The organism is Azospirillum agricola (genome assembly GCF_017876095.1).
GTDB lineage: Bacteria > Pseudomonadota > Alphaproteobacteria > Azospirillales > Azospirillaceae > Azospirillum > Azospirillum agricola.
Map to the genome: position 1 here is coordinate 76,616 of NZ_JAGINM010000013.1, position 15,528 is coordinate 92,143.

At 69.1% G+C, this 15,528-nt stretch carries 14 protein-coding genes and 1 tRNA gene; 5 read left to right on the forward strand and 10 right to left on the reverse strand.

Features of this window, described 5'->3' with window-relative positions; genetic code table 11:
- Positions 1-109: 109 nt before the first annotated feature.
- On the forward strand, positions 110-721 hold the full coding sequence (locus J2847_RS19685; protein WP_209780557.1) for a GNAT family N-acetyltransferase: 612 nt from the start codon (positions 110-112) through the stop codon (positions 719-721).
- On the opposite strand, the gene J2847_RS19690 is transcribed toward J2847_RS19685, so the two are convergent.
- The 3 genes from J2847_RS19690 to arsC all read right to left on the reverse strand — a co-directional run bounded on the left by J2847_RS19690 (position 700) and on the right by arsC (position 3,163).
- Positions 700-1,710, reverse strand: a complete 1,011-nt coding sequence (locus J2847_RS19690) for an alpha/beta fold hydrolase (protein ID WP_233474641.1) — start codon at positions 1,708-1,710, stop codon at positions 700-702. The genes J2847_RS19685 and J2847_RS19690 overlap by 22 nt on opposite strands.
- A gap of 123 nt (positions 1,711-1,833) precedes the next feature.
- Positions 1,834-2,787 carry a 50S ribosomal protein L3 N(5)-glutamine methyltransferase gene (gene prmB, locus J2847_RS19695; protein WP_209780558.1) on the reverse strand — a complete coding sequence of 318 codons (954 nt, stop codon included), beginning with the start codon at positions 2,785-2,787 and terminating at the stop codon, positions 1,834-1,836.
- 34 nt (positions 2,788-2,821) lie between these two features.
- A complete protein-coding gene (arsC, locus tag J2847_RS19700) occupies positions 2,822-3,163 on the reverse strand; it encodes an arsenate reductase (glutaredoxin) (RefSeq protein WP_209780559.1) in 342 nt (113 codons plus the stop codon).
- A 244-nt stretch (positions 3,164-3,407) separates the two neighbouring features.
- Between arsC and serA the strand changes: the two genes are divergently transcribed.
- Positions 3,408-4,652, forward strand: coding sequence for a phosphoglycerate dehydrogenase (gene serA / locus J2847_RS19705; RefSeq protein ID WP_209780560.1), 1,245 nt, complete (start codon positions 3,408-3,410; stop codon positions 4,650-4,652).
- A 62-nt stretch (positions 4,653-4,714) separates the two neighbouring features.
- Positions 4,715-5,452, forward strand: coding sequence for a hypothetical protein (locus tag J2847_RS19710; RefSeq protein WP_211114789.1), 738 nt, complete (start codon positions 4,715-4,717; stop codon positions 5,450-5,452).
- Between the two features lie 57 nt (positions 5,453-5,509).
- Here the strand turns inward: J2847_RS19710 and J2847_RS19715 are convergent.
- From J2847_RS19715 to J2847_RS19735, 5 genes are all read right to left on the reverse strand, one after another.
- Positions 5,510-5,585: transfer RNA gene (locus J2847_RS19715), tRNA-Ile, on the reverse strand.
- Positions 5,586-5,692: 107 nt separating this feature from the next.
- Positions 5,693-6,376, reverse strand: a complete 684-nt coding sequence (locus J2847_RS19720) for a DUF6232 family protein (protein WP_209780561.1) — start codon at positions 6,374-6,376, stop codon at positions 5,693-5,695.
- Positions 6,377-6,685: 309 nt separating this feature from the next.
- Entirely contained in the window at positions 6,686-8,677 is a 1,992-nt protein-coding gene (rpoD, locus tag J2847_RS19725; protein ID WP_209780562.1) for an RNA polymerase sigma factor RpoD, read from the reverse strand.
- A gap of 157 nt (positions 8,678-8,834) precedes the next feature.
- Complete coding sequence (gene dnaG, locus J2847_RS19730) at positions 8,835-10,751, reverse strand: DNA primase (protein ID WP_209780563.1); 1,917 nt, start codon at positions 10,749-10,751, stop codon at positions 8,835-8,837.
- Positions 10,752-10,891: 140 nt separating this feature from the next.
- Positions 10,892-11,353, reverse strand: coding sequence for a GatB/YqeY domain-containing protein (locus J2847_RS19735; RefSeq protein WP_209780564.1), 462 nt, complete (start codon positions 11,351-11,353; stop codon positions 10,892-10,894).
- A gap of 388 nt (positions 11,354-11,741) precedes the next feature.
- Here J2847_RS19735 and carA point away from each other — a divergent pair, with 388 nt between their 5' ends.
- Positions 11,742-12,914, forward strand: coding sequence for a glutamine-hydrolyzing carbamoyl-phosphate synthase small subunit (gene carA, locus J2847_RS19740; RefSeq protein ID WP_209780565.1), 1,173 nt, complete (start codon positions 11,742-11,744; stop codon positions 12,912-12,914).
- Between the two features lie 75 nt (positions 12,915-12,989).
- Here the strand turns inward: carA and J2847_RS19745 are convergent, their stop codons facing one another.
- Positions 12,990-13,223, reverse strand: coding sequence for a hypothetical protein (locus tag J2847_RS19745; RefSeq protein WP_209780566.1), 234 nt, complete (start codon positions 13,221-13,223; stop codon positions 12,990-12,992).
- An 87-nt stretch (positions 13,224-13,310) separates the two neighbouring features.
- On the opposite strand from J2847_RS19745, the gene J2847_RS19750 reads away from it, so the two are divergent.
- Positions 13,311-13,625, forward strand: a complete 315-nt coding sequence (locus J2847_RS19750) for an HNH endonuclease (protein ID WP_233474642.1) — start codon at positions 13,311-13,313, stop codon at positions 13,623-13,625.
- Between the two features lie 25 nt (positions 13,626-13,650).
- On the opposite strand, the gene J2847_RS19755 is transcribed toward J2847_RS19750, so the two are convergent.
- A complete protein-coding gene (locus J2847_RS19755; RefSeq protein WP_209780567.1) occupies positions 13,651-15,405 on the reverse strand; it encodes a thiamine pyrophosphate-dependent enzyme in 1,755 nt (584 codons plus the stop codon).
- Positions 15,406-15,528: the final 123 nt, after the last annotated feature.

Here is a 15,528-nt window from a genome sequence, read left to right on the forward strand (position 1 = left end):
GCCGATGCGCGTTCATGGCGGGTAAGCTACGGTGTGGAGCCGGCCCCGTCAACCGGCGAGACGCCGCGGCTCGCGCGGGCGGACGTTCTGAACAGGGTGAAGACCGGGAATGACCGAGGACAGCATCACCATCCGCCCGGCCGAAGCCGACGACGCGCTGGATCTGGCGCGGCTGATCGATCTGGCCGGGGGCGGGGTCTATGAGTTCCTGCTCGACGGGCTGGTGCCGGGGCTGACCGCGCGGGAGATGCTGGCGCCCGGTCTGGCCGGTACGGCGGGGTCGCTGTCGCACCGGCAGAGCGGGGTGGCCGAGATCGGCGGCCGGGTCGTCGGGGTGGCGCACGGCTATCCGGTGGACTGGATCAAGACCGAGGATTACAGCGGCCTGCCCCCCGACCGGGTCGCGCACCTCGCCAGCTTCGCCGCCACGCACGACTGGGGCAGCTATTTCCTGTCGGCGCTGGCGGTCGATCCGGAATTCCGCCGCCGGGGCGTCGCTGGCCGGCTGCTGGGCTGGTTCTACGAGCGGGCGCGGACGGGCGGCTTCGACCGCGTCACCCTGCATGTCTGGGCCGACAACGGGGCGGCGCGGCGGCTCTACGCCGGGCAGGGCTTCGTGGAGGCGGGGCGCGCGGCGATACCCTGGCATCCCCGCCTGCCGCACGAGGGCGGCAGCGTCCTGCTGCGCCGTTCCGTGGATCAGGCTTCCGCGCTGGTTTGAACCGCCACCCGGTCGATCGCCCGCGCGACGAGGTCCGGGTCGGCGTAATGGACCATGTGGCCGGCCCCCGGCACCCGATGCAGAACGCTGTGGGGAACGGCGGCGTGCAGCCCGCCGCTCTGCTCGTCGGCTCCGACGATGCGGTCCTCGGTGCCGGTCAGGATCGTCACCGGCATCAGCAATTCGCCGTAGCGGTCCTGCATCGCCCTGGCGGCGGGCACCATCGTCACGCCATCCTCGGCGCTGGCGCGAATCTGGCCGGGCCGCACCGCCAGCGAGACCGGGAAGCGGTCGCTGAAGCCGTCCGGGACCGGAAGCGGCGCGAACATGGCCTTGACCAGCAGCGGCATGGCCGCCGCGCCGAGGGGCGGCGACAGGGTATAGCGCAGCACGTCGCCCAGAAGCGGAATGGCCGGCGGGGCCGCCAGGGCGGCGTCGATGCGGGTGGTCGGGAAGTAATAGCCGGCGAGCAGCACCACCCCGCCGACCGCGTCGGGATGGTCCAGAGCCATGGCAACGGCGACCGTCGCCCCGAAGGAATGGCCGACGACGACCGGCCGCTCGATCCCCAGCGCATCGAAGGCGTGACGCAGCAGCGTGGCCTGTTCGGCCGGAGTCCACAGGGAGCCGCGCGGCCGTTCGCTGTGGCCGAAGCCCGGCCGGTCGATGGCGATGACCCGGTGCTTCCGGCGCAGGCGCTGGAACAGGCCGCTGACGCGGAAATCCTCGGCGGTGGAGACGTTGCCGTGGAGGAGCACGACCGGCGGCCCGGCGCCGTCCTCCAGGACATGCAGCCGGACGCCATCCACCGTGATGAAGCGGCCGTTCGGCGGATTCCGCCGTTCCGCCGCGCGGGCCGCCAGTGTGTTGGCGACGGCCAGACCGGCCAGCGCCGCCGCCGTGACGCCCAACGCCATCCCGACGCGGGATGCGGTGGATCGGTCATCGCTCGTCCGGGGGGCCGGCTGGTGACGCGGTTCGATGCTCATACGGTCTCTCCCGGCAGGACAGGAGCGGCGCGCCGGTTCGGTTGCGCCGCAGCATTGCCGGAAGACAACCATGGGCCGGGGGAAAGCGTTCCCCACGGCCCGCGGTCTTTCTGGACGGACGGTCTACTTGACGCCCTTCAACTGGTCGCGGGTCAGCCAAAACACCTCGCCGAAGCTGTTGGCGGTCTCCAGCCACAGGAAGTCGAGGTTGGGGTAGTCGGCCTCCAGGATCTCGCGCCCGGTGCCGAACTCGCAGAGCAGCCCGCCCTCCGGCGTCAGGTGCTTGGCCGATTCCTTCAGGATGCGGCGGACGATGTCCAGCCCGTCGTCGCCGCCGGCCAGCGCCAGCGCCGGTTCGTGGCGGAACTCGGCCGGCAGCGCGTCCATCGCCTCGGCGTCGACATAGGGCGGGTTGGTGATGATGACGTCGTACTTGCGGGTCTTCAGCGGCGCGAACAGGTCGCCCTGGTGCAGGGTGATGCGGTCGGCGAAGCCGCTGTCGGCGACGTTGCGCCTGGCCACCTCCAGCGCGTCGGCGGAGAGATCCACCGCGTCGACCTGCGCCTCGGGGAAGATGCGCGCGGCGAGGATGGCGAGGCAGCCCGAGCCGGTGCAGAGGTCGAGCACCCGCTCCACCGAGGTCGGATCCTCGACCAGCGTGAAGTCGTCGCCGCCGAACATGTCGGAGAACAGCAGCTCGCCGATGAAGGAACGCGGGATCAGCACCCGCTCGTCGACGTAGAAGGGGATGCCCTGGATGTAGGCCTTGTTCAGCAGGTAGGGCGCCGGTTTGCGGGTGTCGATGCGGGCGTGCAGGATGTCCGCCACCGCCTTGCGTTCCGCCGCCGTCAGCCGGGCGTCCAGATAGGGGTCGAGCTGGTCGATCGGCAGGTGCAGCGACTCCAGGATCAGGAACACCGCCTCGTCGAAGGCCGTCGTCGTGCCGTGGCCGTAGTCGAGGTCGGCCTGGTTGAAGCGGCTGACGCCGTAGCGCAGGAAGTCGCGGATGGTGGACAGCTCGGCGGCGGCGGTCGCGGCCGAATGCGGGGTCGAGGCGACGGCGGTCTGGTCGGGCACGGGGGTCTTCTCCGTTGGGGCGGAAGGCGGGGGCTTAGAGGAGGTCCAGAACCGAGTCCGGCGGCCGCCCGACGCGGGCGCGGTCGCCCTTCACCACGATGGGCCGCTCGATGGCGGACGGGTTGGCGGACAGGGCGGCGACCAGCGCGTCGCCGTCCAGATCGGCGGCGATGCCGGCCTCGGCGGCTTCCTTGGCGCGGGTGATGTCGCGCGGCCCCTTGCCCAGCTTGGCGAGGATGGCGGTCAGTTCGGCGGGGGAGGGCGGGGTCTTCAGATACTCGACGACGGTCGGCTCGACGCCCTTCTCGCGGAGAAGCTCCAGCGTCTGCCGCGACTTGGTGCAGCGCGGGTTGTGGTAAATGGTCACGTCGCTCATCGGTCTCGCCCTCGTCTTCGGCTGTGCTGCGGCTGTTCGGCGGCTGCCTGCGCGTTGGTTTTCCGAGAGATACACCCGTCCTGTGCGCCGCGCCATTCCGGCATGCGAAAAGCGGGTGCGGCGGCGCAACATCGTTCAGGTGACAAGCCCCGCCGTTGGTATTACCTTGCGCGCTCGCTTTTTCCGTGGCCCGGCGCGACGCGATCCGCCGCATCCGGGCCGATGACCGAGACGGATGCCGGCCGTGACCAAGCTTTCGCTTTCCAAGGACAAGATCAACATCCTTCTGCTGGAAGGTGTCCACGACAACGCCATCGACGAGCTGGCCCGTGGCGGCTACGCCTCCGTCGAGCGCCTGCCGCGCGCGTTGGACGAGGAAGAGCTGCTGGAACGGATCGGCTCCGTCCACATCCTCGGCATCCGTTCGCGCACGCACCTGACCGCCAGGGTGCTGGAGGCGGCGACCCGGCTGATCAACGTCGGCTGCTTCTGCATCGGCACCAACCAGGTCGATCTGAAGGCGGCGCGCCGGCTCGGCATCCCGGTCTTCAACGCGCCCTATTCCAACACGCGCTCGGTCGCCGAGCTGGTGATCGGCGAGATCATCATGCTGATGCGCGGCATCTTCGAGAAGTCGGCGCTGGTCCATGGCGGCGGCTGGATGAAGTCGGCCAAGGACAGCTACGAGATCCGCGGCAAGACGCTGGGCATCGTCGGCTACGGCCACATCGGCACCCAGGTGTCGATCCTGGCCGAGGCCATGGGCATGCAGGTCCGCTACTACGACACCGTGCGCAAGCTGGCGCTCGGCAACGCGCGCCCCTGCGACTCGCTGGAGGAGCTGCTGTCGGTGTCCGACGTGGTGACGCTGCACGTTCCCGACACCGCGCAGACCCGCAACATGATCGGCGCCACCGAGCTGGCGGTCATGAAGAAGGGCAGCCACCTGATCAACGCCGCGCGCGGGCAGGTCGTGGACATCGAGGCGCTGGCCGCCGCGATGCACAACGGCCACATCATCGGCGCCGCCATCGACGTCTTCCCCAAGGAGCCCGGCTCCGACAAGGAGGAGTTCGAGAGCGCGCTGCGCGGCATCAAGACCGCCATCCTCACCCCGCACATCGGCGGCTCGACGATGGAGGCCCAGGCCAACATCGGCACCGAGGTGGCGCAGAAGCTGATCGAGTATTCGGACAACGGCTCCACCGTCGGCGCCGTGAATTTCCCGCAGGTGGCGCTGCCGGTGCAGTTCGGCTGCACCCGCTTCCTGCACGTCCATGAGAACCGTCCGGGCATGCTGCGCAAGGTGAACGACGTGTTCTCCGACCGTGGCCTGAACATCGCCGCGCAGTTCCTGCAAACCGATCCGGAACTGGGTTATGTCGTGGTCGACGTCGACGGCGACGTCGACGAGTTGGAGGTCACCAACGACCTGAAGGCCATCGAGGGCACGCTGAAGGCGCGCTTCCTCTTCCCCGGCAAGCGCTGAGCCGGAAAAAGGAGAGGGCGGGGGTCTTGTTTGCGGGCGGGCGCATCGCGACATGGGGTCGCATGATCGTCCGCCGGCTGCCGTTTCTCCCGCTGGGTGCCGTGTCGGGGGTGCTGCTGGCACTCCCGGCCGCCGGACAAGGTGTGGGCGCGCAGGGGCTGAGCTGTCCGGTGTTTCCGCCCGCCTCGGTTTCCTTCGACATCACGCTGGCCCCGCTCCAGCGCAACGACGGGCTGGCGATCGCGCAGCTCACCCGGCTGCCGGGACGGACGTCGGGCCCGGCCGGGTCGGCGCGCGGCCATGTGCTGGGGCTGACCCAGGCGCGCTACGGCGAGCAGTCCCAGGTTTCGGCGCTGTTCCAGCGGCTTCCCGACGGCAGCTATTGCGCCTCGGCGAACGTCCTCACCGTTTCCTTCGGTTTCCAGCAGCGTGTCGTGCATGTCGCCCGCGAGCTGCCGCCCGGCAGCTGCATTCACGGCGAGGTGCTGGCCCATGAGATGCGGCATGTCGCGGTGGACGAGGCGCTGTTGCGCGAATTCGCCCCGGTGATCCGTCAGCGGCTCGACGAGGCGGTCGCCCGTCTGACGCCGGCCCGCTCGCGCAGCCAGCAGCAGGCGATGGCGACGGTCCGCCGCCCGCTGGAGGCGGCGATGCGCACGGCGATGCAGGAGTTCGGGCGCGAGCGCGACCGCCGGCAGGCCATGGTCGACACCGCCGAGGAGTACGCGCGCATCCGGCAGGTCTGCAACGGCGAGGTTGCCAAATACCTGCCGCAGCCACAGGCCCGCCGCCGGGCGTGAGCCGCGCCGTGACTCGCCCGATCCAAGAGGCGATGGCGGGGGCAATGGGCGGGAGGATGGTGGGCCCGGCCGGATTCGAACCGACGACAACACCGTTATGAGCGGCGCGTTCTAACCGCTGAACTACAGGCCCTACCGAGGGCCGCACTGTGCGACAGGAGGCCTGGGCTTTGCAACCCCCGTTCATCAAAATGTCATGGCCAGTCACAGACACGGCGTGGCCCGCCGAGAGGGCGTCAATCAGGTCGGCACCTTGAAGCTTGCCGCGAGGAGCGCGCGCCGATGTTCCTCGTACTCCGCCTCGCTGATCAGAGCCTTGTCATGCAGGGTTTTGAGATCCCGCAGGCGGTCCGCCACATCCGGCTCGGCCTGCGGACCGGCGACCGGGACGGAGGGCACGGCGGCGACGGCCGCCAGATCGTGGCCGCAGAAGCGGCAGACCACGGCGTTGGCCTTGATGGTCTCCGCGCAGAGCGGGCATGGCTTGGTGCCATCATCGGACAGTTTCTGGACAAGCGTGGCTTCCCGAGCGGAAATGATGGCGTTGCCGAGGACATGCCGGATCATCTCGAGCTGATCGTAACGGCGCCCTTGAAGAATCCTCTGCTGACCGGACGAGGTCGAGACGATGAGGGCGTATTTCCCTCCCCGCCTCAGTTCCCGCACGCCGAGAGCGAAGAGAGCGAGGCCAATCGTCAGGACGACCGTCGCGGCGGCCGTATCGCCGTTCCTGAAGCCACCGAGGGAAAGCAGGGCCACGCAAGCCCCGACGACGGCGAGCGCGACCGGACCGGCGCCGATCCGTCCCGAAACCTTCTCAAGGCGAACGGAATGGATCGTATCGATGGGATAGGTGGCGCCCGCAATCACCGCGTAGGACGGTGCGATGGTGACGTCGGCGTCGATGTAGATCGGGTTTTCCACGAAGCTCTTCCACGCGCATTGAAGCGGCCTGCACAAACGCCCGATTGTTGCAAACTGTCTGGATCCTGTCGAGCTTGCGGTTTGCGGAGCGGAGCATGCCGGAGAGGGAAAGCCGCGGGCCTCGCCGGGCAACCCAAGGGGGGGGAGAAGGACCCATGTCATTCCGGTGGCGGGCGAACCCATGGAAAGCTTGTGAACCACAGGCACAGCCAAGGACGGCGCCCTGCGCAAGCCGAGGGGGATTTGCAACCCCCGCAAACGAGAACGGAGGCCTTGCGGCCTCCGTTCTCACAAAATCGCCAAAGCGGCTCAGGTGTCGAGGAAGCTGCGCAGCTTGCGCGACCGCGACGGGTGCTTCAGCTTGCGCAGTGCCTTCGCCTCGATCTGGCGGATGCGCTCGCGGGTCACGTTGAACTGCTGGCCGACCTCTTCGAGCGTGTGGTCGGTGTTCATGCCGATGCCGAAGCGCATGCGCAGCACGCGCTCCTCGCGCGGGGTCAGCGAGGCCAGCACGCGGGTCGTCGTCTCGCGCAGATTCGCCTGGATGGCGGCGTCGAGCGGCAGCACCGCGTTCTTGTCCTCGATGAAGTCGCCGAGGTGCGAATCCTCCTCGTCGCCGATCGGCGTTTCGAGGGAGATCGGCTCCTTGGCGATCTTCAGGACCTTGCGGACCTTCTCCAGCGGCATCATCAGACGCTCCGCCAGCTCCTCCGGGGTCGGCTCGCGGCCGATCTCGTGCAGCATCTGGCGGCTGGTGCGGACCAGCTTGTTGATCGTCTCGATCATGTGGACCGGGATGCGGATGGTCCGCGCCTGGTCGGCGATCGAGCGGGTGATCGCCTGGCGGATCCACCAGGTCGCGTAGGTCGAGAACTTGTAGCCGCGCCGGTACTCGAACTTGTCGACCGCCTTCATCAGGCCGATGTTGCCCTCCTGGATCAGGTCCAGGAACTGAAGGCCGCGGTTCGTGTACTTCTTGGCGATGGAGATCACGAGGCGCAGGTTGGCCTCGACCATCTCCTTCTTGGCGCGGCTCGCCTCCTTCTCGCCCTTCTGGACGGTCGAGACGATGCGGCGGAACTCGCTGATCGGCAGGCGGCCTTCCTCGGCGACGCCGGAGATGCCCTCGCGCACCTTGCGGATGTCGGCGTCGTACTTCTCGGCGAACTTGCCCCAGGTCTTGGGGTTCAGGCCGCGGATGCGCTCCTGCCAGTTCGGGTCCAGCTCATGGCCGAAATACTGGTTGAGGAAATCCTCGCGCTTGACGCGGCAGTCGGTCGCCATGCGCAGCAGGCGGCCTTCGAAGCCGGTCAGCTTGCGGTTCAGGATGTAGAGCTGCTCGACGAGCTGCTCGATGCGCTGGTTGTTCAGGCGGACGGTGTTCATCAGCTCGACCATCTCGAGCTTCAGCTTCTCGTACTTCTTGTCCGTCTGCTTGGTGATGTCCTCGCCGCGCTGCATGGCGACGATGCGCGACTCGTGCAGCTTGTGCAGCTTGTCGTAGGTCGCCTTGATCGCCTCGAAGGTCTCGATGACCTGCGGCTTCAGCGCGGCTTCCATGGCCGAGAGCGACAGGCTGTTGTCGCCTTCCTCGCCGTCCTCGCCGTCCTCGCCCTCGCCCTCGGGGCGCGGCGGCTGCGGCTCGTCCGATTCCTCGCCCTCGGCGGCGGGGGCGGGGGCAGCGGCGCCCTCGGCCGCCTCGGCCAGGGCCTCCGGCGGGATCTCCTCGCCGTCCGGGCCGCCGCCGTAGGTGGCGTCCAGGTCGATGATGTCGCGGAGCAGCATCTTCCCTTCCATGAGGGCGTCGTGCCACTCAAGGATGGCGCGGATGGTCAGCGGCGATTCGCAGATCGCCCCGATCATCATCTCGCGCCCGGCCTCGATGCGCTTGGCGATGGCGATCTCGCCCTCGCGCGACAGCAGCTCGACCGATCCCATCTCGCGCAGGTACATGCGCACGGGGTCGTCGGTGCGGCCGATGTCGTCGTCGTCGAGATTGCCCGACGAACGGCCTTCGCCGTCGCTGTTGGCCTCGGCGTTGTTCTCCGAATCCTGCTCTTCCGATTCGACGATGTTGATGCCCATCTCGGACAGCATCGCCATCGTGTCCTCGATCTGCTCGGACGAGGACGAATCCTGGGGCAGAGCCGCGTTCAGCTCGTCATAGGTGACATACCCGCGCTCCTTGCCGCGCGCGATCATCTTCTTGACGGCAAGACCCATGCCATCCATCAGAGGACCGTCGCCGGACTCCTCACGCGTCTCGGAAACTTCCACGCTGTTCGCAGCTTTCGTGGCCATGCGATCGGTGCCCCCGCATTACCCCATTGAAAAAAAGACGAAAGGAGCGCTCGGCCGCGGTCACCCGCACCGTCCGCCCCCCAACCAACCCTGTCCCAACCCCGAACCCGACATCGCGGCCTTGCCCTTTCAACGCGAAGCCCAACCGTACCAACAGTTAGGCATCGTCAAAGTCACTGTCATCCGTCATACCCATTCCGGACTTTATGACCTCCTGTTGAAGAGCCACGACCCGCGCGAGGTTCGCCTCGCTGTTGTCACGGGTCAAAGCCGCCTTCGCCTCCCTAAGATCGTCGAGCATCTGCCGGTGATGCAGATGACGCCACGTCGGCCACCAGCCCTTCCGGGCGTCCTCGGTCGAGGCCTCCGGTCGGGCGAAGCCGGCATGGACATACGTCGATTCGCCGAGCAAGGCACCGACCATCGTCTCATGGCCGGCGGATGACAAGTGGCGACAAAGGGCAGCGGCGTCAAGTGCCGAGTCGGTGTTCCGCTCCTCCGACAGGCATTCCAGCACCGCCCAGCGCAGTTTTTCCAGCTCCGGGTCACCGAACGGCAACAAACCGAGCGGTTCGCCCAGTTCGCCGAACAGCTCCGGGTGATTGATCAGCGTCGCCAGCAGGATGCGCTCGCGCACCGGGGGAAGCCGCTGCACCCGCCCGCGCCCCTCGCCGGCCGGCTTGGAGGTCAGCCGGCCCGGCGTGCCGGGGACGTGGCGGCGCGGCGGCTCGCCGAAGCGGCGGCCCGGCTGCCAGGGGCCGCGCCCGAAACCCTGGCCGAAGCGCTCGCGCGGCGGCGGGGCGAAGGCCTCGTCGACGCGGCGGCGCATCTCGGTGCGGTAGAAGGACTGGACGTCGCGGTCGCCGATGGTGCCGACGCGGGCCTCCAGCGCCGCCTTGACCGCCGCCTTGGACTCCGGGCTGTCGGTCGGGCGGCCCTCCGTCTCCATGCGCCAGACGGCGTCGGCCAGCGGAATCGCCTGCTCCAGCAGCGCGCCCATCGCCTTGGCGCCCTGCGCGCGGATCAGGCTGTCGGGATCCTCGCCCTCGGGCAGGAAGGCGACGCGGGCCGACTGGCCGGGGGCGAGGTGGGGCAGGATGCGCTCCACCGCCCGCCACGCCGCCCGCCGCCCGGCGTTGTCGCCGTCGAAGCAGAGGAAGGGCACCTTCTCGGCGGCCGGGATCAGCTTCCACAGCTCCTGGACCTGGGTCTCGGTCAGCGCGGTGCCGAGCGGGGCGACGGCGCCCTCGAAGCCGGCGCGCACCAGCGCGATGACGTCCATGTAGCCTTCGGCGACGATCACCGGCTTGCCGTCGGCCGCCGCCTGGCGGGCGCGCGACAGGCCGTAGAGCAGCGTGCCCTTCTGGAAGAGGGGGGTTTCGGTGCTGTTGACGTATTTCGGGCCGTCGCCTTCCAGGATGCGCCCGCCGAAGGCGACCACCTGCCCGCGCCGGTCGGTGACCGGGAACATGACGCGGTTGCGGAAGAAGCTGTAGGGCGCGCGCCCGTCCTCCGGCCGCTTCAGCAGGCCGGCGGTGACCATGTCCTCCTCCTCGTAATTCAGCTTGAGGAGGTGCTGGCGCAGCGCGCCCGAATCGCCGGGCGCGAAGCCGAGCCGGAAGCGCGCCATCGAGTCGGTGTCGAGGCCGCGCCGCCGGAAATACTCCAGCCCGGCGCGGCCGGCGGGGCCGTGGAGCTGCTGCTCGAACCAGCGGGCGGCCTGCTCGACCAGATCATGCAGGGTCTTGCGGCGCTCGTAGCGGTGGCGGTCCTCCTCGGTCGGGCGCGGCACCGCCAGCCCGGCCTCGCCGGCCAGATGCTCCACCGCCTCCGGAAAGCCGAGGTTGTCGTGGCGCATGACGAAGCCGATGACGTCGCCATGGGCGCCGCAGCCGAAGCAATGGAAGAAGCCCTTCTGGTCGTTGACGTAGAAGGAGGGCGACTTCTCGTTGTGGAACGGACAGGGGGCCTTGAACTCGCGGCCGGCGCGGATCAGCCGCAGCCGTTTGGAGACGACATCCGACAAGGCCAGCCGGCTGCGCAGCTCCTCCAGGAATTGGGGGGGGAAGGCCATGGCTCTGAACGTCACCGGGTCGTGATGGGGGCGAGGCTATAGCAGAAGCCCGCCGGACGCACCAACGGCTCCGGCGGTAGCTCCCTCATCCTACCCCGATTCGCGCCCCGATGGGGGCGTCGGCCGATGGCGCCGCCGCGTCACTTGCCCGACAGGCTCTGCTTCACCAGGCCGCCGGCCTTCGCGAAATCCATCTGGCCGGCGTGGCGGGCCTTCAGCTCGGCCATGACGCGGCCCATGTCCTTGATGCTGGAGGCGCCGAGTTCACCGACGATGGCGGCGATGGCGGCGGTCACCTCCTCATCGCTCATCTGCTTGGGCAGGAAGCCCTCGATGACGGCGATCTCCTCGCGCTCCTTCTCGGCGAGCTCGGGGCGGCCACCCTGCTCGTACATCGCCGCCGATTCGTTGCGCTGCTTGATCAGGCCCTGGAGCATCGACATGATCTCCGCCTCGTCGATGCCGTCGGTCACGCCGCGCGTGCGGGCCGCGATGTCGCGGTCCTTCAGGGCCGCCAGGATCATGCGGATGGTCGAAACGGCGCGCATCTCCTTGGCGCGCATGGACTCCTTCAGAGCCTCGTTGAACCGCGTGCGCAGCATATCCATGTTCCTCGTTCGTCGGGCCGGCCGGCGCAACCGCCGTCGGCGGAGGCGGACTATTTCGAAAAACGCCGCCGATTTCCACGCCTAAAGGGCCTGAAAGGAACGATTGGGCGCGCGGGCGCGGCCACCGTCCCTCCTCCAGATTGGCATCGCGCGTCGGGCCGCAAGGCCGCCCTGCAAAGCTATTGCTGGAAATCTTGCGGCCAATCGTCATATAGGATGTCCGGCCCAACCGATCCGCTCCCTCGATCCCGTCACCGCCCGTTCCGGCGGAGGTGGGGTGCGAGCGGATCCGTGTGCGCGCCCGGTGGGACGTCAGGCCGTCGCCGTTCCGCCGCATCGCCGTTCCGTCGCCGGCCACGGTTTTTGGGAAGGTTCACAAGGAATGACTCTCGCCGCCCCCCCCTCCGACGATGCCGTTCACACCGGCGTGCTGGTTCTCGCCGACGGCACGGTGTTCCGCGGCCGAGGCATCGGGGCCGTGGGGGATTCCGTGGGCGAGGTGTGCTTCAACACCTCCATGACCGGCTACCAGGAGATCCTGACCGATCCCAGCTACGCCGGCCAGATCATCACCTTCACCTTCCCGCACATCGGCAACACCGGCGCCAACCTGGAGGACATCGAGACGGTGACCCCGGCGGCGCGCGGCCTGATCCTGCGCGCCGACATCACCGACCCGTCCAACTGGCGCTCCACCCGCCACCTCGACGACTGGCTGAAGGCGCATGACTTGATCGGTCTGGCCGGCGTCGACACCCGCCGCCTGACCCGCCGCATCCGCGACCTGGGCGCGCCCAACGGCGTCGTCGCCCACGCGCCGGACGGCAGGTTCGATCTCGACGCGCTGGTCGCCAAGGCCAAGGGCTGGGCCGGGCTGGAGGGCATGGATCTGGCCAAGGACGTGTCCTGCCGCCAGACCTACGACTGGACCGAGGCCGGCTGGACCATGGGCGCCGGCTACGCCACCCAGGAGGCGCCGAAGTTCCACGTCGTCGCCATCGACTACGGCGCCAAGCGCAACATCCTGCGCTGCCTCGCCGCCGCCGGCTGCAAGGTGACGGTGGTGCCGTCGACCGCGACCGCCGAGGACGTGCTGCGCCACAAGCCGGACGGCGTCTTCCTGTCCAACGGCCCCGGCGACCCGGCGGCGACCGGCGCCTACGCCGTGCCGACCATCAAGGGCCTGCTCGACACCGGCGTGCCGATGTTCGGCATCTGCCTGGGGCACCAGATGCTGTCGCTGGCGCTGGGCGCCAAGACCACCAAGATGCCGCTCGGTCATCGCGGCGCCAACCATCCGGTGAAGGACCTCGCCTCCGGCCGGGTCGAGATCACCAGCCAGAACCACGGCTTCGTCGTCATCCCCGAGTCGCTGCCCGCCGACGCCGAGGTGACCCATGTCAGCCTGTTCGACGGCTCGAACGAGGGCATCCGCCTGAAGGGCAAGCCGGTCTTCTCGGTGCAGTACCACCCGGAAGCCTCGCCCGGCCCGCAGGACAGCCACTATCTGTTCGACCGCTTCGTCGAGCTGATGGCGGGGAAGAAGGCGGCGTAAGGCCGCCGGCCTGACGCGCGCGAGAAAAAGGGGGGGAGCCGCGTCGCGCGGCTCCCCCCCTTTTCATTGGCCGGTTCATCGCCCGGCGGGCGGCTCGTCCTTGGCGCCGTTGCGCGGCGCCATGCGCTTCACCCCGCCGTAGCAGGTGGTTCCCCCGCGTCCGCCGGGCGACCCGGCCGGCTGGCCGTAGTCGGTGGCGTCGGGGGCCGGCCTGTCCTTGCTCCTCTCGCCGGAGCCCTGGTCGGCTCTCTTCTCGGCCTTATTTTCGCTGGATCGCCGGTCCTTCGGGTCGGTGTCGCGGTCGTTCATCGTGACCTCCCATCACGGGCGGACCATATCCTTCGCTGGTCCATTCTCGTTCCAACATTTGGTTGCGCCGACGGGTTCCGAACAGCCATGCCGCTTCAGCCGTCTCTCTCATCCCAGGCCCTGTGCCCGCTGTGCGGCCGCCCGATGGTGCCGGGAGCCAGCCTGAACGAGCACCATCTGGTCCCGCGCACCTACGGCGGGCGCGGGACGGTCACGATGCATCGCATCTGCCACGCCAAGATTCACGCGGTGCTGACCGAGCAGCAACTGCGCGACCATTACCACGACCTGGACAGCCTGCGCGGCCAGCCCGACCTCGCGGCCTTCATCCGCTGGGTGCGGCGCAAGCCGCCGGAGTTCGTCGACGGCCACGCCAAGGGGGATCGGCGGCGGAGGCGTTGAAAGCCTCCACCGGCCGCAGGGCGCGTCAGATGATCTCACGGGCGCGGCCCTTGAACATGGCGGCGGCGAGACCGAGCGCGTCCGGGGTGCCGCGCGCCAGCGCCTCGACGAAGTGCGCCGCCTGCTTGGCCTGGACCTTGGCCGGCATCGGCGGCTCGTTGTTGTCAACGAGGCAGTCGACCACCACCGGGCCGGGATGGGCCAGCGCGGCGTCGAGGATGGCCCCGCACTCCTTGGGGTCGCGGATGGTGAAGCCCTTGCCGCCGCAGGCCTCCGCCACCTTGGCGAAGTCGATCGGCTGGAGGTCGCAGACATATTCGGGGTTGCCGAGCATCGCCATCTGCTCCCAGCGGATCTGTCCCAGCGAGCCGTTGTTGTTGATGATCACCTTGACCGGCAGCCTGTACTTCACCGCCGTCGCGAACTCCGCCATCAGCATGGAGAAGCCGCCGTCGCCGACATAGGCGACGACCTGCCGGTCGGGATAGGCGATCTGCGCCGCGATGGCGTAGGGCAGGCCGGGGGCCATCGTCGCCAGATTGCCGGAGAGCGTGTGCATCTGCCCGCGCTTCACCGGGATCTGGCGCGCCCACCACGTCGCGATGGTGCCGCTGTCGCAGGCGACGATGGCGGTGTCGGTCAGCCGCTTGCCGAGTTCCCAGGCGGCGACCTGCGGCTTCATCGGCAGGTCGGGGCGGCTGCCGCGCTCCTCCATCAGGCGCATCCACTCGGCCTTGCCCTTCCGCGCGGTCTCCAGGAAGGAGCGGTCCTCGTGCCGCCGCACCCGGTCGTGCAGGATGCCGAGCGCCAGCGCGCAGTCGCCGACCAGCCCCGCCTCCGCCGGGCAGCGCAGGCCGATGCGCGACGCGTCGAGGTCGATCTGGATGGTGCGGGCCTGTCCGGGCTTCGGGTAATACTCGATGTAAGGAAAGGTCGATCCGGCGATCAGCAGCGTGTCGCAGCTCTCCAGCGCCGTCTGCGACGGCTCGGTGCCGAGCAGCCCGATCTGGCCGGTGGTGAAGGGGCTGTCGTCGGGCACCGCCGCCTTGCCGAGCAGGGCCTTGACGATGACGGCGCCCAGCCTGTCGGCCAGCTTTTCGAGCTGGTCGGTCGCCCGCAGCGCGCCCTGGCCGGCCATGATGACGATGCGCTGGCCGGCGTCGAGGATCTCCACCGCGCGGCGCATCTCGCTCTCGGCCGGCACCGGGAGTTCCGGGGCGAACAGGGCGTTGGTGTGGCCCTTGACGTTGCGCGGGGCCCGCGTGTCGTCCCTGGCCGCCTGCTCCTGGAGGTCGACCGGCATGGTGACGTGGGCGACGCCGCGATGGGCCAGCGCCGTGCGGCAGGCGAGAGTCGCGATGTTGGCGACGTGGGCGGCGCCCATGATGCGCTGGTTGAACAGCGCGACGTCCTGGAAGACCTTGTCGAGCTCGACGTCCTGCTGGGTGCTGGTGCCGATCAGGTCGTGGTGTTGCAGCCCGGTGATCGCCAGCACCGGCTGGTGGTCGAGCTTGGCGTCGTAGAGGCCGTTCAGGAGATGCAGGCCGCCGGGGCCGGAGGTGGCGATGCACACGCCGAGCCGTCCGGTGAACTTGGCGTAGCCGCAGGCGGCGAAGGCGGCGGCCTCCTCGTGGCGGACCTGGATGAAGCGGATCTCGTCCTTGCGGCGGCGCAGCGCCTCGATGATGCCGTTGATGCCGTCGCCGGGAATGCCGAAGACGGTGTCGACCCCCCAATCCACCAGGACGTCCACCAGGATGTCGGATGCCGTGCGAGCCATGGGCGCTGTCTCCGTGCCGCGTGAGGGGAGGCGGGGGAAAGGGTGGGGGGCCTGTGTCCGTCCGTCGCCCACCGCTCCCGCGCCTTGCCAACAGGAGGTGCGCGGGCCGGTTCCGGGCGGACG